Source organism: Photobacterium sp. R1 (genome assembly GCF_054600795.1).
Map to the genome: position 1 here is coordinate 253,033 of NZ_BAAHZP010000007.1, position 22,321 is coordinate 275,353.

At 45.4% G+C, this 22,321-nt stretch carries 20 protein-coding genes; 1 reads left to right on the forward strand and 19 read right to left on the reverse strand.

The window, feature by feature from the left end:
* Positions 1-193 precede the first annotated feature (193 nt).
* From ACYP03_RS13965 to ACYP03_RS14025, 13 genes are all read right to left on the reverse strand, one after another.
* Positions 194-688 carry a GNAT family N-acetyltransferase gene (locus ACYP03_RS13965; protein ID WP_459780477.1) on the reverse strand — a complete coding sequence of 165 codons (495 nt, stop codon included), beginning with the start codon at positions 686-688 and terminating at the stop codon, positions 194-196.
* A gap of 37 nt (positions 689-725) precedes the next feature.
* A complete protein-coding gene (locus ACYP03_RS13970; protein WP_459780479.1) occupies positions 726-1,163 on the reverse strand; it encodes a GFA family protein in 438 nt (145 codons plus the stop codon).
* Between the two features lie 85 nt (positions 1,164-1,248).
* Positions 1,249-1,674, reverse strand: coding sequence for a hypothetical protein (locus ACYP03_RS13975; RefSeq protein WP_459780481.1), 426 nt, complete (start codon positions 1,672-1,674; stop codon positions 1,249-1,251).
* 199 nt (positions 1,675-1,873) lie between these two features.
* Positions 1,874-4,516 carry a hypothetical protein gene (locus ACYP03_RS13980; RefSeq protein ID WP_459780483.1) on the reverse strand — a complete coding sequence of 881 codons (2,643 nt, stop codon included), beginning with the start codon at positions 4,514-4,516 and terminating at the stop codon, positions 1,874-1,876.
* 121 nt (positions 4,517-4,637) lie between these two features.
* The gene (locus ACYP03_RS13985) at positions 4,638-5,564 is read right to left on the reverse strand and encodes a hypothetical protein (RefSeq protein WP_459780485.1); all 927 of its coding nucleotides are present in this window, start codon (positions 5,562-5,564) and stop codon (positions 4,638-4,640) included.
* A 273-nt stretch (positions 5,565-5,837) separates the two neighbouring features.
* Entirely contained in the window at positions 5,838-6,374 is a 537-nt protein-coding gene (locus ACYP03_RS13990; protein ID WP_330959336.1) for a 2'-5' RNA ligase family protein, read from the reverse strand.
* A 271-nt stretch (positions 6,375-6,645) separates the two neighbouring features.
* Complete coding sequence (locus ACYP03_RS13995) at positions 6,646-6,933, reverse strand: hypothetical protein (RefSeq protein ID WP_459780488.1); 288 nt, start codon at positions 6,931-6,933, stop codon at positions 6,646-6,648.
* 27 nt (positions 6,934-6,960) lie between these two features.
* Entirely contained in the window at positions 6,961-7,218 is a 258-nt protein-coding gene (locus ACYP03_RS14000) for a hypothetical protein (protein WP_459780490.1), read from the reverse strand.
* A 76-nt stretch (positions 7,219-7,294) separates the two neighbouring features.
* Positions 7,295-7,891 carry a DUF6624 domain-containing protein gene (locus tag ACYP03_RS14005; protein WP_459780492.1) on the reverse strand — a complete coding sequence of 199 codons (597 nt, stop codon included), beginning with the start codon at positions 7,889-7,891 and terminating at the stop codon, positions 7,295-7,297.
* A gap of 58 nt (positions 7,892-7,949) precedes the next feature.
* On the reverse strand, positions 7,950-8,507 hold the full coding sequence (locus ACYP03_RS14010; protein WP_459780494.1) for a nucleotidyltransferase domain-containing protein: 558 nt from the start codon (positions 8,505-8,507) through the stop codon (positions 7,950-7,952).
* 215 nt (positions 8,508-8,722) lie between these two features.
* Positions 8,723-9,481 (reverse strand): hypothetical protein, encoded by a 759-nt coding sequence (locus tag ACYP03_RS14015; RefSeq protein WP_459780496.1) that lies wholly within the window; start codon positions 9,479-9,481, stop codon positions 8,723-8,725.
* A gap of 247 nt (positions 9,482-9,728) precedes the next feature.
* Positions 9,729-10,211, reverse strand: a complete 483-nt coding sequence (locus ACYP03_RS14020; RefSeq protein WP_459780498.1) for a hypothetical protein — start codon at positions 10,209-10,211, stop codon at positions 9,729-9,731.
* Positions 10,212-10,947: 736 nt separating this feature from the next.
* Complete coding sequence (locus ACYP03_RS14025; RefSeq protein WP_459780500.1) at positions 10,948-11,445, reverse strand: hypothetical protein; 498 nt, start codon at positions 11,443-11,445, stop codon at positions 10,948-10,950.
* A 335-nt stretch (positions 11,446-11,780) separates the two neighbouring features.
* On the opposite strand from ACYP03_RS14025, the gene ACYP03_RS14030 reads away from it, so the two are divergent.
* A complete protein-coding gene (locus tag ACYP03_RS14030) occupies positions 11,781-12,017 on the forward strand; it encodes an RNA recognition motif domain-containing protein (RefSeq protein ID WP_036747821.1) in 237 nt (78 codons plus the stop codon).
* A gap of 828 nt (positions 12,018-12,845) precedes the next feature.
* Here the strand turns inward: ACYP03_RS14030 and ACYP03_RS14035 are convergent.
* From ACYP03_RS14035 to ACYP03_RS14060, 6 genes are all read right to left on the reverse strand, one after another.
* Positions 12,846-13,511, reverse strand: a complete 666-nt coding sequence (locus ACYP03_RS14035) for a hypothetical protein (RefSeq protein WP_459780501.1) — start codon at positions 13,509-13,511, stop codon at positions 12,846-12,848.
* Between the two features lie 576 nt (positions 13,512-14,087).
* Entirely contained in the window at positions 14,088-14,681 is a 594-nt protein-coding gene (locus ACYP03_RS14040) for a hypothetical protein (RefSeq protein WP_459780503.1), read from the reverse strand.
* A 233-nt stretch (positions 14,682-14,914) separates the two neighbouring features.
* Complete coding sequence (locus ACYP03_RS14045; RefSeq protein WP_459780505.1) at positions 14,915-16,432, reverse strand: hypothetical protein; 1,518 nt, start codon at positions 16,430-16,432, stop codon at positions 14,915-14,917.
* A gap of 396 nt (positions 16,433-16,828) precedes the next feature.
* Complete coding sequence (gene copI, locus ACYP03_RS14050) at positions 16,829-17,362, reverse strand: copper-resistant cuproprotein CopI (RefSeq protein WP_459780506.1); 534 nt, start codon at positions 17,360-17,362, stop codon at positions 16,829-16,831.
* A 112-nt stretch (positions 17,363-17,474) separates the two neighbouring features.
* Positions 17,475-20,603, reverse strand: coding sequence for an efflux RND transporter permease subunit (locus ACYP03_RS14055; RefSeq protein ID WP_459780508.1), 3,129 nt, complete (start codon positions 20,601-20,603; stop codon positions 17,475-17,477).
* Positions 20,600-22,309, reverse strand: a complete 1,710-nt coding sequence (locus tag ACYP03_RS14060) for an efflux RND transporter periplasmic adaptor subunit (RefSeq protein WP_459780510.1) — start codon at positions 22,307-22,309, stop codon at positions 20,600-20,602. Before ACYP03_RS14060 ends, ACYP03_RS14055 begins: the two co-directional genes overlap by 4 nt.
* Between the last annotated feature and the right edge of the window lie 12 nt (positions 22,310-22,321).

A 22,321-nucleotide genomic window follows, 5' to 3' on the forward strand; every position in this document is an offset into this window, starting at 1 on the left:
AAATACTCGCTGATGAACCAAACACCCTGAATGATTCACTTCTATTTGCATTGTAACTGATACTTTATTCCGTCACCCCCTGATTCCTCTTAGGCAGCATCCAATTCGCCATAAGACGGCAGCAGTGTTGGGAGGTTGATCTGTCAGACGGCCTTGGAAATGGGTTCAGGACATAAATGTTTTCTCTCAGAAGTCATGGGCCCTTAGCCGATATATTCCTTAACCGATAACCCCCTTCCTGCTGGTCGAAACCCAGTCTCTCAAACAATGCGCGTGAACGGGCATTTCGCCGGTCAACATCTGCATTGAGCGTCCTGATGCCTTGAGAGAATGCATAATTGATCAGTAACTGAAGCGATTCAGACATATATCCTTGCCGCCAATACGCTGCATTCAGCAGGCAACCCAGCTCACACGATAAACCGCATGCACTAAAACTGTGAATACCACAGGTTCCGATAACTTTATTTGTCGATTTCTCCACAATTGCCCATTCGAATGATTCCTCAGATTGCTCAAGCCGAATAACACTCTCGATCATTTGATGAACTGTTTCCACAGCGCTGAACACAGGATCGGAAGCAAAGGCCATCACCTGTACATCACCATAGATTTCGAACAGGTCCTCAGCATCGGCATGATGAATCGTCCGTAATAAGACACGATGACCGACTAAATCAGGCTTCATGACTCTCCTTTTCGAACTGGCAATTTTTCGATGCGCTTTATCCCGGAAATTTATCAAATTCGGGATAATTTAATCCGGCCCGGTGCCACGCCGTCTGCTCTGAACAAAAAATGCGGGCATCGACCTTTTTCGATGGTTCATCATTCAGGCTGCCGGCCGGCACAACGAGGTTCTTGCCACTTTTTGACTGATAGGGCAAAGCGGAACCACACGCCGTACAAAACACCTGGGTAAAGGAACGCACCGGATCATCGTAACGCTTCAATTTATCCTGCCCATGAAGCCACGTGATATTTTCAGGTGATGTGAACAGATTCGAAGCGTGCGCAGAACCCGTCATCTTTCTGCACTGTTCACAGTGACAAAAGTAGAAACTGCTGAATTGATCTTCCAGCGTATAGGCAACGCTTCCGCAGCAGCAACCGCCAGTCAGTATCTTGCGCATTGAAACCTCCTTGTTTTCATCATTTACCATGGACTTTTACGGCAAACTCAAAGCACCCTCCTCATGTCGTATGCTTTGAGTCTGCATGTCAGCCTGATCATTCAAAGACAACAGCTTAACTCACGCATTCCTTCGCCGTCTTCGCTTTTTCCATCCCCTTTTCAATCAGCGCCATCACATCTTTATCTTTGACTGATGACAGCACTTTATCCATCAGGCTTTCTGCCGTTGCCTCTGAGGATGAATCAATGAAACAGCGATACGCATTTGCAATTTGCTCTGTTGCAGCCATGAACGCGGTAGGATCGCTCAGATCGGTTTCAGCCACTTTCTCCACTGAAGCGGCAAAATCTTTCGCCGACTGCGCTGCGTCACCTAACCGGTCAAAATTCATCTGACTCAAATCAACCGATTCAACTTGTTTCTGAAAGCCATCCACGGCCTTGCTGGCAGCTTCTTGCGCCTGATTCATTGCATTCGTTGCATCCCCACACCCAACTAAAGCAGAGATCAGAAAGAATGCCGTGATTGTTTTTTTCATTTTTCGCCCTTTAAGCAGAGAATTGCAGGTGGGCCATACTAGTTCAAGGCAGAGCGGCATAGAACAAAAATACCGTAACGGAGTGTTTACCGGAACAAATGTGCCAGCCACGATCAATAGACTTTCACGCTGACACCAGCCGATAAAAAACCCCGCATCATGCGGGGTTTTGATAGGATTCTGTCTCTTTGCTCTCGCCTCAGATAAAGCTCAGGAATTTCTCCTTGCTCTCTGTATTCAGTAGATCGACTGCAGCGGTGATTGCTGCTGCAATCTTCTTCTCCCGTGCAGCCAGCATCGGCGGCTCATCAGGGTCAACTTCATCTTTATGGCGATAAATATTGAGCATTGTCTGGTACAGACGCTTGAGACCATTGTCGTCACTGAAGTCTTCCAGATCATCCTCATACTCGTTGGTCTGATGCACCACTAAGATGCGGGACAGGAAAACATACTTCTCGTCCATTTTGAGTTCAGACAGGACATCACAGAAAGCTTCCACCTCTTCTGCGGTCGCATCGCGGCAGAACTGGTCGCCCGCGGAGAATTCAATAAAGCTGAGCAACAGGGTTTTCGACGGGAACAGCTGCAAAATCAATTCATACAGACTCAGCAGTTGCTTCTTCTGTGTTTTTTTTGCCACCCGGGCCGCATACAGCACGGAAGCCAAAATCATGCCGATCTCATCAGACACGAAGAGTGACGTTCTCTCCTCCTCATCCTCTTCCTCTTCCGCTTCGCCCGAAATGAGCAATTCACGGGCAAAGTGAAGCGCCTGATCACTGGAAACAGCTTCATCGGCCTGTTCCTCCTGAGCCGACTGCTGCATGAAACGGGCAAACAAACCGCCGGAGGCTTTCGCTTGTGAATTAATATAGGCTTTGATGCCGGCTATCAGTCGCGTGGCTCTATCCCTATCTTCATCGTCAAACGAATGCCTCAACGCATTCAGGTTTTCCAGTTCACGATAGCAACTCTGGAAAAGATGCTTGTGATAAAACGCCCATAAAGGTTCCAGCGCCGGATCAGCAAAGAAGCCATTTGATTCCTGAGACAAAATATAGGCGACCGACAGCAGCTGAGCCCCTTTTGCATATTCGGCCTGATTCAGCGAAGGAACGACCGCCAGAAGATCCTTGGGGGTATCTTCATACGCGCGCAGAATAATATCGTTGAGTATCTCACCGAAATCAGCTTTATCCCGCTGATAAAGTCCGTGGATCTCCTGAAGGCGTGTCAGACCGAAATGGCTCACCAATGGTTCGTTAATCAGGTCGTAAAGCCTCTGCCGAATCTCTGCAGCACTCAGCGCTCTGATGGTAAAACGGGAAGCCGCTTCTTTTTTACTGCACAGCTCAAAGTCATCCGAGATAATTTTCAATTCAGTGCCACTGAGCTCTTTTTTGCCCATCAAGCGCACCAGCACATCCAACGTTCGCAGGCACTTGTCGTTCTGTGCCGCTTCACCGTCATCGTCAATGTAGAAGCTGTCCGGATTCTGATAGGTCACCAGGAAGCGCTCAATAATGTCTTCCAGGGTCACATCCTGCTCCAGGTCAGATGACAGCCGCATTCCGTCGGAGCCGAAATATTCAAAACGCTTGTAAATATAGTGTTTGTGCTCAAATGCCAGCTTTCTGAGATTGACCGGCTGTAACTGTTCCAGAATTTCGGGGTGCTGATTCTCTTCAATGTAAGCCAGAATCTGCTCGCCATTCTCGAAGCACTTCAGAAAAAAGCTTTTGTTGGTCTCGTACTCGTTATACTCGTCGTATTCCTGATAGAAAGGGTCATCCTGAATATCGGCCAGCGTAGTTGTCTCATCATAAACGGGCTGATCGTAATACCAGAGATCTTTCAGAGGCACATCTTTGACCGCTTCGTACATCGCCTGACGCAATACCTCGCGCTCCTCTGCGATGGTCCGGCCATGAAAGTTCAGATCATCAAACTCACCCTCGGCTTCTTCCCGCGAGATCAGCTCATCTGCAAACTCGTCGTCATCATCATAAGCATCGCTGACTTGACTGAAACCATGTTCCATCCGGACAAAGGGATCATCATCCGCAATATTTCTTGGCCGGCGTTTCAATGCCTGAATCAGGGCCTCTTTGTAATATTGATAACGGCTTTCGTCGGCTAAGAAGCAATTCAGCAGATCGGGGACAAAATTTTCCGATTCCATGTAATGCGTCATGATACAGCCAAACATCCCGTCAAAATGACAGCTGGCGTACGCATCCAGCACCAGATTACTGTACCCATGCTGATAGAACAGATACGCCATATAATCAGCACCGTGATACATGATCTGGTTAAAGTCACTGTCTTCCGGATAATACTCGCCAATCAGATAAGCATATTCCGGGTATTTTTCCGCCAGTAACACCAGCAGGTAAATACCAAACAGCATGCTGGATGAGAAAAACAGTTCGTTGGAAGCATTCACCCGCAGGCTGAATTCCACCAGTTCTTCACAGAACGCTACGATCAGGGGTTTCAGGTCTTCCTGTTCTAATGCGTGCTGAAACACCACCATGTGGGAAAAACGCAGGTACGCATCATCTTTGCTGAGCCTGACGAGCGCTTCATCCGTCAGGGCTTCCACGGGTTCGGACTCAAGCTCGTAGTCACTGCGCAACAGGAAGATCGCCTTAAACTGATCTGGGTTGAACAGGTCGCAAGGCTGAAACTGCTTTTTATCGTGGGAAATAAAACCACCGACTCGATGAATCAGTTCACCGGTTTGGTAAGCATACCGCAGTTGAGATTGAAACGTGAAAATGGCTTCTTTTAATGAATTTTTATCTTTTAAATTGACCTGGATAAACTGCTGTTCCATGACTGTCCCATTCATGCTTTCTGGAAAATCACATCATTCAAATACTCAGGGCTGAATGACTTTGAAAACGGCCTGTCCTGGATATCCGGCTCTGGTTATCCAAAACAGGCATGATCTCAAATTAATAAAAAGTAACCGACTCCAGCCGATCCAATGAATCCCCCATGGTGAAGGTAAACGGCCTGCCTAATTGAGCCGCCATGTTGCGGCACCTTTGATCAAGAGAAGAACTGGTTGAATAATCAACCTTGCCATATTCGTGGCTGACTGTACCCAGTGAGCCCAGCTCGATCTCTAGCTGGTTCATGCCCCCTCTCCCCTGGATGCGCCGGAGGGACTCACGCGGGGAATTATTGGTGATTTCAGTGGAAAGCAGAATCTGATGATTATCCAGTTTGGCCTGCAGATGAGGATATGCGAACCGGATATCCGTAGGCACGGCATAACGACTTCTCACAACGGACATACCGACAGGCTTCTCATCTTTATGGTCCACGACAATCGCACTAAATGGCAACGCTGGAGACAGTGTCATCGCAACCGTGCAGAACGCCTCTCCCTCAGTCTGTGTTGTGCCTTGCATCGCCATCAGAAGCGAATCCATCATACTGTAAGAAATGCCAACCATAACTTCCTTCACGGTCAGCTCCGTTGTGAATTCATTTTTCAATCTCGCTGCTTCCTCGCGATATTCCGTTTTTTCTGTCTCCATATCCTCGGGACGAAGTAAAAAGCGAACATTCATCGTGCTTTTTTTAACCGCCAGAATTTTTTCGAATGCACTTTGAATCGAAGCCTTTTGTGTTTCAGTGATCTTGTTCTTCTCGGATGTGCTTAATAGCAGGCTTCTCACATTACGTTTTTCATCATCAAAATGAATCTTCACGACCTCTGGCGCGATACCAGCCTCTTTTAATATTTGATGCAGCCCATCCAGATAAACCGGCTGAATCTTCTCGTCATCATTCAGCGAGAAACCATCAGCAACCGGCCGATCAAAATTCAGCCTTGCGACGTTCACATCATTTCCGCAGCCGCCCAAAACCAAAGTCAAACCAATGATCCCAATGTGAGAAAACTTGTACATCTAATCCCTTACACTCAAATAATGCATTTAGTTGAACAGCTTAGGCGGCAGTGGATACATGAAAGGGAAAGGAAACGCCCTTGTTTGGGACAACCATCACATGAGTCATTTGAGTGATCGTTTTGGAGTCGTTATTCAACCAATACGGGGATTATGCCCGGAATAAAGACAAGAACGGTTGAGGGACAGAATCAATGAGTGAAATGAAGTAAGTGAGGTGAAGTACGAGTTTTATCATATGTTTCCCAAAGCAAAGGTTGCAACATGGCTTAACTGTTCAGAATCAAAGTCATATTCAACAACTTGTAAGCTTGAGATATTGCCAGAAATACAAAAATCTGTCCGATTCCAATGGCCAGCCATTTCCTGGCACGCCTTTGGATTCAAACTATTTCCGATGCCGATGTGAGGAATAAAATCTATATCTAAACGCAGGTTTTCTGAAAAAGCACCTTCGTACAGCCTGTCATGTAATTTAACCAGATGGCTATATCCTTCATCAGGGACAAGAAAAACATGATAGTAATCGTTGAACGCATCCTTATTGATGGTAGAGCATCGTATTTTGAATTCGAATGGTATGAATCCTCGAGCTATCGACGCCACTTCTTGCGTAAATGTCTCAGTAGCAATATCGAAAACAGGAAAAACCAGCGTGAAATGGGGCTCAACCACGGTATAGAACAAACCATCATGTTTTGCTCTGTAAGCTTGAATCTTGTTGTAGTCTTGCTCAGAGATTTCCGGGACAGCAATAACCAAAAGCGCCATGATTCCTCCTTTTCACATCAGGCCAAGAGCAAAGATAAACATTCGCACAACCGGCCCTGAAAGTGATGCTGCAATAAGAATGGAAAGCCTCATTCAGATTCATCGGCAGTCAGCTTCCCTGAAATCTACCCGCGGCCAAGAACAGGGCAAATGACCACAACACGCCCCAAACACAAACCTCAATACAAACCCATGATGGTCATTTCAGCCATAACATGAAGGAACGCGTCTTAAAGCACATACCAGATCCAATTGAAGATCTTGCTAACTTTTAATACTGAGACCAAAGCTTATTCGCATCAATTGATAAACTTATATCTCTTGCTGAAAGCATTAACATGTGCTGAGAACCTTTTTGACCGAAGCTAATCGAAAGTTTTCTTTCTCCATCCTTTGATAAATACCCATCAAATATTGAAAATACCTTACCTGAAACATGAATGGTTTTTTCAACTTTTAATTTTTTATACTTCCGGTCAAGAACATCAAATATTGATTTCAATTCTATTGAACAAGCAGATGCATCTGGAAAATATTTTTCGGCACTAATTGAGTACACCTTTTTATTTGATTCGATTATTTGAACTTAAATTTCATCAAATATTTTTATCTCTGAAAAATCCAGAACATTAAGTGTAATTAACCTTGTTGGATAATCATTTTGAGCCTCACCAACAAGCTCTTGCGGCAAAGCAATACCGATCGGATATCCCAAAACATTTTTAAGATCAGCATCAAACGCAAAGGCTTGACCACTAAACAATGCTACTACCCACAAGTTGGCATGTGATAATTTCACATTTTTCTCCATGAAAGCTAACGCCCTAAACCAAAACCAGTTCATACTGTTCATCATCCTGAACAGAGGAGTCTGAACCCGCATGAATTGGTGCTATTAACATGCTTTGTGATCTGCATTTTTAATTCAAATCGATATCTGGATGGTCTTTGAGACCGTACATTTCTTCTAAGAGCTTTTTATAAAATTCTAGCGGTGGCATTCCCATCTCGGCTCTTCTCTCATCAACTGTCTCAGGGTTTTCGATGGGCTTGAATACAATTGCTCCGTCACTCAAATTGGCCTGGGTACCATAAAGTTGTTTGTGACCTTTGTCTATACGTACGCGGTCAGTCAATAATGCGACCTCTTGCCCCGTCACACCTTCCCGATTCAAGTAAGATTGCTCCAACAACGGAAGCATTTTCTCCTGGAAATCAATATCCGGTGAATGTTGAACAATTAACCATGCTGAGTTAATCCCTTCCTTACCCACTTCTGCTGCTGTAAACCAAGAACGTCCATTCAGAATGGATTTTAGTTGTTGAGTGTTTCGTTCATCTATCAGCAATGCCTTTTCCTGTAACGCCTTTGACGATTTATGCCAACCAGATTCACCCAGCTCTTTACGGATTTCCTGATCAACTTTCGCCATTTCTAAAAGTTGGGATTGTAAGTCTAGGTTTATTTCTGCTGAGACATAACAAGGGATGATTAGCAATAAATAAAGGATTTGCATGTTTGAATGACCCAGTTCGCATAGAACAATCGGTTTACCGAGAAAATTTCTGATACGGTTAAATTTTATCTGATAGCTTTTTTAGATAAGATTTTGCTAACTCATGATTGTCACGACTCAGCCATTTTATGCAATCGAAAAGTTCCCAGATCAGACCTTTGTCACCATTCGTATAAGCCGGAAAGTCTTCGTGTTTTGGAGCCGGTTTGTCCGTTAGTCTGGTATTTACGACATCCGCCTTATCAAATAGCACCTTGTACGGTTTAGAGATTTCAAAAGGCTCATTTAAATCCAGGCAATGGATTTCTGCACTGGTCAAATCGTTAAAAATGTATTTTTTAAAATACGCATTTTCACTGTGAAAACCGTCGAGACAATAGAAGATCTCTTTACCCGATTCGAAGGAGGAAAAGCAGGATTCTGCCGCTTGATGAAAACCATTTTGTGTGAAAACGAGGATGTCAGCATCTGAAACACGGTCCCCTTGGCCTGAAGCCAATGAGCCCAGTAAAACCGCTGCAACGACATTTTCTTCTGGTAAAAATGCTGAACATACCGACTGAACTAATTCATATTGAAGCGGCAGATGTTCAAATGTTAAATCGTCCTGACTCAAAATTTTCTCCGTTTGTATCAGACCTCATTCAGGTGTTTGCAATACCATCATGAAACCGAATCCATTGCACCGCTTTCAACTTAAATTCTAGTGAATATTTCGGTGTATTATTCCCGTTTCATATGCTGGCATATCAACTTCCTCAACTTCTTATGCGCGTCCACTAAAACGGGACTGGTCCTCGGTCAGTTGCATGGTTTCGTTAAGTGGAAATTTTACAATCCAATAACTTTGAGATATTCCATTATTTTTTCTAAAACATACTTCTGTATATGGCCTGTTGTTAAAGTATTCTGAGTTCGTTTCCCCTCTCGTTCAATACCAGTTGTTCTCCAGGTTGGTTCTAAACAAATAATATTTCTTTTATCAAAAATAATTTGAATGTCTGGCTGTAAACTATATTCACCTAAGTTTCTTTTTTCTGAGGTTACTTTACAACTCATACCAAAATCTTGCAACGCAGAGGTAAAAGCATTTCCTAAACATTTATTGAATTCATGATCTTTACCTGAAGCTAAAACTTGAATCCTATTGTATTCATCTTTGGTTTCTTGTGATGTAGATCTAGCTGAAATTGTACCCACTTTTTCTGGAACAGTTAACACCTGAAAAATTCTTAGTTTTTTTATTGCATCCACAGTATTTGATTCAGTTTCAGACTTCTTAATTAAACTAATTTTTATTGTATCATCACCAAAGCATCTTATTGATGCTAATGCCGCATTTGGTGATAAATCGAATAGTCTCACATCTAATTGTCGCAATAGAAAAATTGCATTATTTCTTCTTTTCCGCCATTCTGATAAATATGCTGAATTATTAGAATTATCATCTAGATATTCTATAACTCGTTCAGCATCAATCTTATTTTTTGTTCCCTGTGTCAGTGCTCTAACGGTTCTTTCTATTTCAACAGAATCATCACCAGCCAAGACAATCCATACTTTAGGTAATAGTTTTTCTTGCATTTCCACTTCAAACGTTTCAATATGCTCCGCTGCTTTTGTTTCAAGAACTGAATAAACTCTCCAATTGTCTCAGAATCATTAATTTCGTCTTTTAATGATTCTTTCAATAACCCATAACTTTCTAGACCTTCATTGTTGAGTGATTGTGATGTTATATCAGCTGTTTCCCAATATTCTTCCTTTTTTAATCCATTAAAAGCCATAATTCCTTTTGTAGAAGGTCGGACTAAACTATCTCGGCCAATATCCCATGCTATTCTTGATATTTCTTAGCTTTTTGGTCATCAGTTATTGGCCACAACACAAGAACATTGCCATTTCTTGTTCTGAAAACTCTACGTAAATTTTCAAACGCTTCTCGTAGCTCCGTTTCAGTGTCGGTAGGATTATCTCTATCCGTTAATAAATAAATATCTGTGATATTTTGTTGTATCTTTTCCTTACCTTCTATAAGTTGTGATAATTCAGTTAGCTTACGTGAATGCTCAAATATATTCACTTGTACATTTGAATAAAATAAAGATAAGCTTTTCACAAATGTAGTCTTACCTGAACCAGACTTTCCATTTATTAATTCCAACTTACCAACATTTCCAATTGATATCTCCCTTAATAACTGATCTATATGTTTACTGCTTTCTGGTATCTTTTTTATTATAGATGATAAAGAGACACTATTTTTATCAGCAACATTTTCTAGAATTTCATATCTCTTTGGTAATATCAAACTATCCATTTTTTACCCCATTCCACAAAATAAATGACATAGATTCCACTTCATCAGGCTTTGCCACACTTGCTAAGTGTGATTCCAGACTAGCCGGAGGCCACCATGTCACAATCTACTTATGGCATTGATTGAGCTAAACATCGCTTCAGTATCCACAGAGAGGCGAACCGAGGCAAGGTGTTGATCCACAAAAGAATATCACGTTCAAAAGTTCTCTCAACAATTGCCAATATCCCACCCGCGATCAACGGTATGGAAGTCTGGATGCTTCTCACTACTGGGTTCGAGAGTGAACAAAACTTGGACACATCCCTGAGAGCATGGCATCAAAATATGGCACGCCTTTCAACGCGCTTCGTCAGAATCAAATCGCCCGGTCAATAAGCGATTTTACTGCTGCATCGTGCCCGTGATCATTGGTTTCATGAGCGGACGGCATTACTGAATCAAATTCATTCTGTACGTTAGAGTGTCTGTCCCGATACTTTTTTAAAAACCAAGGGCGTCTTCGCCAACGAAACCAGCTTGCTGAAACTGCTCTGTACGGGGATGTTGAAGGCATCCGAGAAGTGGACATGGAACTATGACTGACGCTGACACAGAACAATGAATACCCACCTTCTTAGCGACATCCGTACCTCACTTTGATCCACAAAGATCAGGAGGTACGAATGCACTCTCTTCCAAACCATTTCAAATTTGATCTAAAGTCATACTTCTGACTAGATCCAACAAATTCACGCTAATCAGTCGGACACAAATACGACCCGACCAACGGCACTTCCACTCTTTCAGCCGTTAAACTGCCTTCTACTTCAATGTTCAAAGGATTCGATGAAATTCTAGATTCTTCCACCGGCACGATCGAGTTTTGGATGTGGTATTGATAAATACCTTCCTCTTCAGGATATGAAAACTCCATTCCGGATAAAGTTTCGGTTTCTTCTTGTCGGAGTACAAAACGACTGCGAACTACAAAGTGATCAGCATGCTCTTCAACGTGTTGTTCAAGCAATTCAGCAAAGTCTTCGTAGCATTCAAACAGCAACATCTCATAATCGTATTGTGATCGATTGTCTCTGTTCAGTAACGGCTTGAAATATACATATGGCTGGCAACGAGTTTCACCTTGATAAAGCAATTCGATACCTTCTTCGTTTTGCTCAGCGATGCTGAAATCACTTTTGCTAAGAATTAATGTTTGATCAAAATTGATCAGGGTAATGGTTACATCATCCATCGTTCATCTTCTTCTACTTGACCGGTTTAAATTCGATTGTTTTGACGCCGACCACTCTCGGCTACTCACCAGTAGAAAGGCTTTCCCACACTTGGAAAGTCTGATGCCAAACTAGCCGGAGGTCACCATGTCACAATCTGTTTATAACATTGATTGATCCAAACATAGCTTTAAAAGTGTCTGTCCCGGCATTCCTGACAGTTCCTCTGGAATTGCCTGCTATGCAATTGGTTGCCATAAATGCAACTATTTGGTGTCAAAATCAAACTATCGCTTGGTGGCAACTGTCTTTATTGAGACAATCCTCACCGTTATTTCTATACCAACGGACAACCATGAAACTCTTAGTTCGCAACCTTGCACGCACGACAACCGAACACGACATTCGCAAACTGTTTTCTGAATACGGTGCAGTCGCTGAATGCACTCTCGTTTTAGATCAGGAAACTGGTTTATCGAAAGGCTTTGCTTTCGTCGAAATGCCTGACGATTCAGAAGCAAAATCTGCGATTGCAGCACTGAATCTGACAAGCGTTGCCAAAAGCAAGATTCGAGTCAAAACAGCTCAATAAAACAGATTCTTAAACCAGCTGAAAATGCTGGTTTTTTATTGCCCCAAAACTGCGTAACGCCTGGCAAAGGGGCTGGCAACACATGACCATTCAACTCAAACACAACAACCCGAATCACCGCTATTCAAAGCGACGGGAAACACCAGCCCTGACAGTCCCTTTTGAGCCGGTGCTGTGTGTTTACTCTACGTATTCTTGTTCAAACACTATCCCGTTAAATGTATGCGTACAACACTTACAGAATGGTCGTAATGTTGACTCGTTTACTTCAGGATTAGTCACTTTCAGAATACCCAGTTCATCGACATATAAGCCACTGTAATAACTACTTTCGCCAAGACGAACTCAATTTGTGGAAGCCCTTTTAAAAACGCAACATCTACATTGCATTCGCTATCAATTTTTACGTCTAGCTCTATCTCATATGAGCAAGCAACTAAGAATAAACCGACGATGATTACAGAAAAGTAGTTAGACATACGTAACCTATGCATAACGAATTGCATGGACTCCCTCTACTCAGACTTTGCCACAATTGGAAAGTCTGACTCTTAATCACCGGAGGTCACCATGTCAACATCTGTTGATGGCATTGATTGAGCCAAACAGAGCTCCAGTATCAGAGGTGAGGATCACCGAGGCAGCGTATTGATCCACAAAACAATCACCCGGTCTAAAGTCCTTGAAACTTTTGCCAATATTCCACCCGCGATCATCGTTATGGAAGCCTGACAGGGCAAAGGTGCCTGTCCCGATATTTGCAACCAGCAGCGGCCGAGTGAAACGAGGTCCAGCCCCAACTTGTTGGGGCGAGGCTGGCTGGCCTTGTTAGCTTTTATTGAGCTCACCCCATAGTTGCAACACATCATTAAATGGTAAAAGAACATCAGCATACACCCAACAAGCTAAGGCTAGAGCACTACAAAACCAACCAATATGTACACAATGATCATGAGTAAATTTAGAGAGACCTTTCCCGGATGAGATTTGTGATGACGCCATTCTCAACATAAACGTAAATAAAAACATTAATCCCGGAATGAGTAACGCTGCTAAGTATCTGAAATTCCCTTCAATGCCAAGATACAAAACCATACCTAAAAATATAGAGCTTGTGCCGAGCATAAAAATAATTGGTTTGTTCGTGAACCACTTTAGCTTTGGTATAAACGGAAGTGCAGAAAAAATAAAATCCCTTTTTTCCGGTTCTAGATCAAACTTAAGCAGATAAAACTGAATGCCAAAAACAAGAAACATTGGTACACAACCCCCAATGAGAGTTTCAAGCCACCAACCTTCGATTGATAACAACTCTTTAGCAAACGGATCTAGATTCTCATACTTACTAAAATAATCTCCGTCAATAAGGAAGCCCGTAATCCAATAGCCTAAAAGAGTTAATACTCCTATGACCAGTACAGCAGTAACTCTAAACTTATATTTAATGATTGTTTTTAAAATTGTTGCTGAATCTTTGATTACTTCTACGGTCACAAAAGGATCTCCGTTGTTGAAAGCTAACGAATGACATGGACTCCCCGCATCAGGCTTTGCCACATTTGGAAATGTCTGACTCAGTAATCATCGAAGGTCTCCATGTCAAAATCTGTTGATGGCATTGATTGAGCCAAACATCGCTTCAGTATCCACGGCGAGGATCATCAAGGCAAGATGTTGATCCACTAAACAATCACGCGTTCTAAAATCCTTGAAATTTTTACCAATATTCCATTGGCTATCATCCGACGATTCTCAGGATTGGGCCCGGAGTTGGCAAAACTCGGACACATACCGAAGATCATGGCATCAAAATATGTGGCGCCTTTCAGAACCGGGGCCAAAAATGATCTCAATGACGCCGTAGTATTTTGTGTTGCTGTCGCCCGTCCTTCAACGCGCTTCGTCCAGAACAATTCGAGCGTTCAACAAGCGATATTGCTTCAGCATCGTACTCGTGAGTATTGGGTCATGAACAGGCGGCATTAATGAATCAAATTTGTGCAATACCTCAGAGTGCCGTACCGATATTTAATTCTATTAAAATGCATAATGCACTAAACAGCGGCAAAGTTAAGTGCCCGACTGATTTGAACCGTTAGAGTTATTGTTTTCTTTTAATTCTTTCACTGTTTTAAACGCGTAAAGCTTAAACCTATAACTACGCATTTCGCAAACTTGCCATATTTTAAATGACAAACAAGTTAACATAATAATTAATATGAATTGTGCAATAGCAATTTCAAATGTCTTAAAACATGAGACCGGAATAAAGATTGACGATAAAAACAAATTTAAACAAACCCCTCTTGCTATCCGATCTCTGCTGCTGCTTCTTTCAAATTCATTAGCAAGATCATTATTATACAAACGGATATATATTTTAGCGAAATCCAACTCAGGCAAATAACCAAATTTATTTTCAAAAGACACATTAATCTGTTTTCTAATATCACTTTTTAGATTTAACTTTGAAGTAATAAACCCGCAAAACATATCCAACATTAATCCTAAAACATAGGTTATTGGAATGCCTATTAAAACCGCATAATGCTTGAAATATTCTAGTTTTAGTTGGAAGTCAAATAGAAAAATCAGAGGTATCACCCATACAATAGAAAATCCCCCTGTAATTAAATATTCAACTAATAGCGCTGGAATATTCACCATAATCTCCTTATAGCTCATTATGAATGGTATAGACTTTCTTTCACTTGCTACACTAGATAACTCTGCACCAAAATCCTTGGAGACACCACATGCTGATTACTAGGGCAGACGGCTTAAGTACCTTAGAGTGTCTGTCCCGGTAATCTTGTTCCGGCACATACTACGGAGAGCGATTTTGTGTAAACTGGAGCGTAACAGTATGTGTCCGCGTGCAGCAATTTGTTAGGTGATTACCAGCTTATGTACTGCGAAGATAGCTTTTTAAACTCACTATCCAAGACACATTTTCCATTTGCTTCTATTTTTGATATCAAATAATCCAGACACTCAATTAGTCGTGCATTTACAACACTTTGTTTAATAATTTCCAACGCCTGCTTGCCTTGATTTCTACAAACAGAAGACCCTAACTTTCTCTGTATCTCGTAATGAGTGAGAACTGTCATAGCGTGAGGCGCGTACTTGTCACCCAACTGAGACAGTACATGATCATAATAATCTTTACCTCTCGGAGAAACTCCGTTGCAATAAGTAACCCCTCTGCCAATTCGACACATCATTATGACCTTCACAAGCTTTTCGGCATTATTAGGAAGAATGTCATTTTGATCTTGAATATAAGATGCGACCGAATCTGCAACAGGTGCCTCGTGATGGAAATTATCCCAACCATTGTGCTTTTCAAGCAGTTTATCAAGTAATGTGTCTACATTGATGGCTCGCTCATTGGGAGATCTAAATGGATTCCCGCCGACAACCTGAAAAAACTGCTCTCCTAACTCGTATTTTTCACGGTGGAGATTAGTATTGTAACCTTCTAGAATTATCCCCAGTTTATACTTTGGTTCATCTAAGCAATTAGCCCATATAGTTGGCGATATTACGGATATGTTTTTTCTGACTTGCGGGTCTGTTTCTGGAGCAACATAAATTCCGAAAGTAGTTCTAAGAATGCTCGCAAGATGATGACTTGGTAATTCAGAGATTTTTGATTCAATCTGCCGCTGCGTAGCGGAATCAATTGGTGCATTGTGGGACTTTAGATTCCTTATGAAAGCTTGGACTTGTAATGCTGCCTCGGTAGGACGATCGTTCAGTACGTCCTGTATGCAGGTTTGCAACCAACCAAGTAACTCAAATGCGTTGATTGTATAGTTGGTTGGATGAGAGATCCCAATGTCATTTCTCATCTCCAAGATGTGTTTTAGCTTATTATATGTGGTATCAGAAATTAGCTCTAATTTTCTGCAAGTATCGAGTAGTACTGCATCCTTCAATGAACCAAGGTCATCTTCAGTTTTGTAGAATTCCCTATTTTTGCCACCTCCTACTGCCGAATCATAAAATATATCAATCCCATAGGTGATAGCTTTTTTTCGTAAGTCTAAAACCACCTCATTCCAAATGGCATTTAGCGAATAATCAAATAGACCAAATCCAGCGCCCACTACGAATTTTGAGAGGTACCGGGCATCTCTTTTAATTTCAGGTGGTAAAGATTCGATATAAGTAGGAAGGTTTTGCCCAATAATAGAACGTTCCGATTGTTCCGCAATGATGTTGTCAGCAGGGAGCCCTATTTGTTCCAGAAAATCCACAACTCGCTGTGCTTGAGGATCAATTAGTTCTGTATGAGTATTCTTTGAAACGAAATTGGTCATCTTTCCTCCTTTATATTTTTCCAAAGAGCTTTCTGCCGACTCACCTGACATTTTATTCAACGACATCATATCGTATAACCCTGTCATATATCCTCACAAACCAAAATAAGCATAAGCAACTGATAAATAAAGATATAGCCAAGATTATCGCATCACCAACTCAATCAAATAAACGACATCATGTCGTGTATCTCATTTCAGCCCATAATCATAACTATCTGTTTTTATGAACTTTTATAACCATCCGGTAAAACACCCCAATTCAGCGACATTGAACCATCAGCTGTTGATCCCTTTAACCCACGCTACCGCCCTTAACACTAAAGTTGAGCTATTCTGCCGCAGCCATCCTATTCAGTTATGGGACAGGTTTTATTAAAAGATAAATTGCAGGTTGCATATCTGTGCTTTGGGGCAAGTTCTGCGGCGAAAAAAAGGAGGCCATGCCTCCTTTGTCTGTATCATCGGTGGATTATGTGTGGCTTACTGCACCACCACGCTTTTCACCATACCAGCTTCGGCGTGGCCGGGGATGTTGCAGGCGAATTCAACGTTCGGTTCACCGTGGAAGTGCCAGAGCAGTTCCTTGGCTTTGCCCGGTTTGACGGTCACGGTCGAGCCGCTGTCGTGGTCGTGACCAGAGGTCATTTTGCGCATCATCTCGCGGTGTTTGAGTTGTTCTTCCATCGAGCCAATGGAGAATTCATGGTCAATTTTGCCGGTGTTCATCACCACAAACTGCACAACGTCATTGGGTTCGATGTTCACTTCTTTCTTGAAACGGATTTTCATGTCATCCGACAGCAGAACATACACCACTTTGTCTGGCTTTGCGCCTTTGGCCGGCATACCGACGGCAGTCATGCCTTCCATATTCATCATCGAGTGATCCATTTTAGCATTATCCATTTGTGCATGCCCCATTTGGGAATGACCCATGCTGCCGTGGGCTTTCCCATCCGCCAGAACCGGGGTTGCGCTCAACGACATGAGCAATACTAGTGCTGTCTTTTTCATTGAATGATTCATTCTGTTTTCCTTTTTAATTTACACGTCTGAGTTGCTTATCTTGCTTCGTTGTATTGGATTCAATCCAGCTTCTGCTCACAGAAGAAACCGGTTCGAACGTTTAGTTTTGGGTTTGAATTTCTCTGCGTTTCCAGAGTTTGAATATGGCCGGAATCACCAGTAGGGTCAGTATCAGGGCCGACGCCATGCCGCCAATCATCGGGGCAGCAATGCGCTGCATCACTTCCGAGCCGGTGCCGGAACCGTACATGATGGGGACCAGACCAATAATGACGGTACTGACGGTCATCATCACCGGGCGAACCCGCAATCCAGCGCCTTCGCGGATGGCATCGGTCAAATCTTCCGGCTGCAACGATTGCTGTGTTTCTTCTGCCTCCAGCTTGCGGCCATACCAGGCCTGATTGAGGTACACCAGCATGATCACGCCAATTTCGACCGCAACCCCGGCCAGCGCGATAAAGCCGACGCCGACCGCAATAGAGAAGTTGTAGTGCAGGACATACATCAGCCAGACACCGCCGACCATCGCTAACGGCAGCGTCGCCATAATGACCAGCACTTCACCGAAGCGCCGGAAGCTGAAATACAGCAGCAGCACGATGATCATCAAAGTGATCGGCGTGACCACACTCAGCCGGGCTTTGGCCCGTTCCATATATTCATATTGCCCGGACCAGGTTAGTGAGTAACCGGCGGGCAGCGACAGTTCCTCCGCCACCACTTGCCGGGCATCGGCAACGTAGGAGCCCAAGTCACGGCCTTCGATATCGACGAACACCCAGCCATTTGGCCGTGCATTCTCGGTTTTGATCATCGGCGGGCCGTCTTCGTAACGGATATCCGCCACATCCGCCAGTGCAATACGGGCGCCGTTCGGCGTCACCAACGGCAGGTTCTGCAATTTGACGACAGAGTCACGATAATCCTGCGGATACCGGACGTTGATCGGATACCGTTCCAGCCCTTCAATGGTTTCTCCGACATTCATCCCGCCGACAGCCGACGCGATCACTTGCTGAACATCCCGGATGTTCAGGCCGTACCGGGCCGCCTGTCGGCGTTTGATATCCAGCGTGACATAACGGCCACCGGCCACACGCTCGGCGTACACCGATGCCGTGCCCGGAATCCGGTTGAGGATTGGTTCAATCTGAGCACCGATCTTTTCAATGGTCTTCAGATCCGGTCCGGCGATTTTGATCCCGATGGGGGTTTTGATCCCCGTCGCCAGCATATCAATCCGGGTTTTGATCGGCATCACCCAGGCATTGGTCAGGCCCGGAAACTGGACCAGCGCATCGAACTCTTTCCGCAAAGAATCTGTGGTCACACCTTCCCGCCACTGATCCCGGGGTTTCAGCTGAATCACAGTTTCGATCATGGTGAGCGGTGCCGGATCGGTCGCAGTTTCAGCACGGCCGATTTTGCCCCACACGGTGTCCACTTCCGGCACGGTTTTGATCAGCTTATTGGTCTGCTGAAGCAATTCGCGCGCCTTCCCCACGGAGATCCCCGGATAGGTGGTCGGCATGTACATCAGGTCGCCTTCATCCAGCGGCGGAATAAACTCACTGCCCAGTTTTGACACCGGGTAATAAGCCGAGGCTAACAACACCAGTGCCACCACAAGCACCGATTTCGGGTAGTTCAGGCTGAGGTTGAGCAACGGACGATACAAAGCCACCAGCCCGCGGTTCACCGGGTTCTTGTGCTCGGGCAGCACATGGCCGCGAATGAAGTAGCCCATGAGCACCGGCACCAGCGTAATCGCCAGACCGGCCGCGGCGGCCATGGCGTAGGTTTTGGTGAAAGCCAGTGGCGAAAACATCTTGCCTTCCTGCCCTTCCAGCGCAAACACCGGCACAAAGCTCAGGGTGATGATCAGCAGCGAGAAGAACAGCGGCGCACCGACTTCCTCGGCCGCTTTCCCGATCACCTGCCAGCGGTTTTTGTCCGTGAGCGGCGTTCGCTCAATGTGCTTGTGCACGTTCTCAATCATCACGATCGCGCCATCCACCATGGCACCAATGGCAATCGCAATCCCGCCCAGTGACATAATATTGGCGTTGATCCCCTGCCAGTGCATCACCACGAAAGCAGCCAGAATGCCGACCGGCAGACTGAGCGCAATCACCAGTGATGAGCGGATATGGAACAGGAAGAGTGCACAGACAATGGCGACCACGATGAACTCTTCCGCCAGTTTCTTCCATAAGTTCTCAACGGCGGCATTGATCAGCGTGGACCGATCGTAAGTCGACACAATCTCAACCCCGTCCGGCAGGCTGCGCTGAAGTTCGGCCAGCTTGGCTTTCACCGCATCAATCACCTGACTGGCGTTTTCGCCGTAGCGCATCACAATCACGCCCCCGACGGCTTCCCCTTCGCCATTCAGCTCGGAGATCCCCCGCCGCATCTGCGGGCCGATATTGATGTCAGCAATATCCCCCAGCAGTAAAGGCGTGCCTTTCGCCGTCACTTTCAGAGGCAGTGCTTTGAGATCGTCAACCCCGGTCAGGTAACCGGTCGTTCTGACCATATGCTCGGCCTCGGCCACTTCAATGACCGAAGCACCGGTTTCCTGGTTGCCGAACTGAATGGCCTGATTTACCTGCTGAAGCGTCAGGTCATAAGCACGCAGCTTGGCCGGATCGATCTGCACCTGATACTGCTTCACCATGCCGCCGACCGTGGCCACTTCAGACACCCCGTTCACGGTTTGCAGTTCATACTTCAGGAACCAATCCTGCAGACTGCGCAGCTCCGCCAGATCGTGCTGACCGGTTTTGTCCTGAAGCACATAGCTATAGACCCAGCCCACCCCGGTCGCATCCGGACCGAGTGTCGGTTTGGCGTTTGACGGCAGTTTCGGCGCGACCTGACTGAGATACTCCAGTACGCGCGAACGTGCCCAGTACATGTCGGTATCATCGTTGAAAATGATGTATACGTAGGAATCGCCGAAGAAGGAATAACCCCGGACCGTCACTGCACCCGGCACCGCCAGCATGGCTGTGGTGAGCGGATACGTGACCTGATCTTCCACTACCTGGGGTGCCTGTCCCGGATAACTGGTTTTGATGATTACCTGAACATCCGACAGATCCGGCAACGCATCCACCGGGGTATTTTTCACGCTGTACAAACCACCCAATGTCAGAAACAACGTGGCGATCAGCACCAGAAAACGATTCTTCAGTGACCAGCGAATCACAACCCCGATCATTGTTCACCCCCTGCTTTTTCTAACTGCCTCAGGGTGTATTCACCACCATCACGGGCGATCAGAAACCGGACGGTCTGACCTTCCGAAAAAGCGGACAGATCAATGTCGTCACCAACGGTGAAGTTCATTTCACCCGGTTGCCACGACCACTCCGGAACAGCCGGATAAGACAGGGTGATCATGCCAAAGTCTGCCATCAGCATAGAGATATCACCCGTCACCCAGACTTCACTGGCGAGTGCCTGATCCTTCACCTTGTAATCCATGATCTCGTACTGACCTTCATCGGTTTTGGCAATCTCGAAATCCAGTGCCTGTCCTGCTTTCAGATCCGACATTTCCAGCGTGTCTGCCAGGGTAAAATTCATCACCATGCCCGGCCAGTTCCATTCGGGGACCGGCTGGTGATTGATGGTCAGCATCCGGTGCCCGGCCATGACTTCCGTAATTTCTCCGGTTGCCCAGACACTCTCCTGCGCGGCTTCAACCCCGTTGATCCGCGACAGATCCGCACGCTGACTGGATTCCGAATCCAGCAGGAAATGCGCTGAAGTCACCACACGGTCCTGCGATGTCAGTCCCTGTCTGACCTCAACACTGCCGTTGGCTTCACGGCCGGTCTCAATGCGTGCGGAACGATATTTGCCTTCGCCTTCTGCAAGCACCACACGAGCCATCCCGCCGGAACGAATCACCGCAGAAGCCGGGATCGTCAGCACGGCATCCTCGGTCACCGGTTCCAGGGTAATGTTGGCAAACATATTCGGCTTCAGCGCACCGGCTGCATTGTCGAAGGTCAGCCGCATTCTGAGTGTTCGCGTCTTGGGATCGAGGATCGGATAGACATAGTCCACTTTGCCCTGCCAGCTTTTTCCGGGAATAGCATCCAGCCGCATACTGGCCTGACTGCCCTGACGGATCCAGTGCGCCTGACGTTCAAACACTTCCGCATCCACCCAGACGGTATTCAGCGGACCGGCACTAATCACGGCCTGTGCCCGTGACAGATAAGCACCTTCCCGGACATTCAGTGTGGCAATCACCCCATTGGCCGGGGCTTTGATTTTCACCGTCTGAACCGCTTTCCCGCTGCGGGCAATTTCCCGGATCTGTGCTTTATCGACGCCCAAAGCGACCAGTCGTTCAAACGCCCCTGTGATCAGGCCATCCCGCTTGGTCCGGTACGCATTGAGCAATTCTTCCTGCGCTTTCACCAGCGCCGGAGAATACAGGGTGAACAGCACATCCCCCTGCTTGACCTGCTCACCAACCGCATTGATATACAGCTTTTCAACCCAGCCGCTGACCCGGACATTGATCTGCCACAGATGACGCTCATCAAAGGCGATATACCCCACTGTTTCAATCCGGGGGGACAGCGGCTGCACCTTGGCCTGCTCTGTTTTCACGCCCAGATTGTTTTCAACCGACGGATCAATCCGGACGGTACCCGGCTTGTTTTGCGTGCTGCCCGCGTCCTCTTCGTACACCGGAATCAGATCCATCCCCATCGGAGACTTTCCCGGCTGATCACGCTTGTAGTTCGGGTCCATCGGTGCCACCCAGTACAGGGGTTCTTTCTTACCGGACTGTTTGGTCTCGCTGGCATTCACGGCCATGGCGTGCTGATTCAGTGTCTGGCTGCCCAGATAGCCCAGACCGCTGCCGATCAGGAGTGCCAGTACGGTGATTGTCATTATTTTCATTGTTGCTCTCCT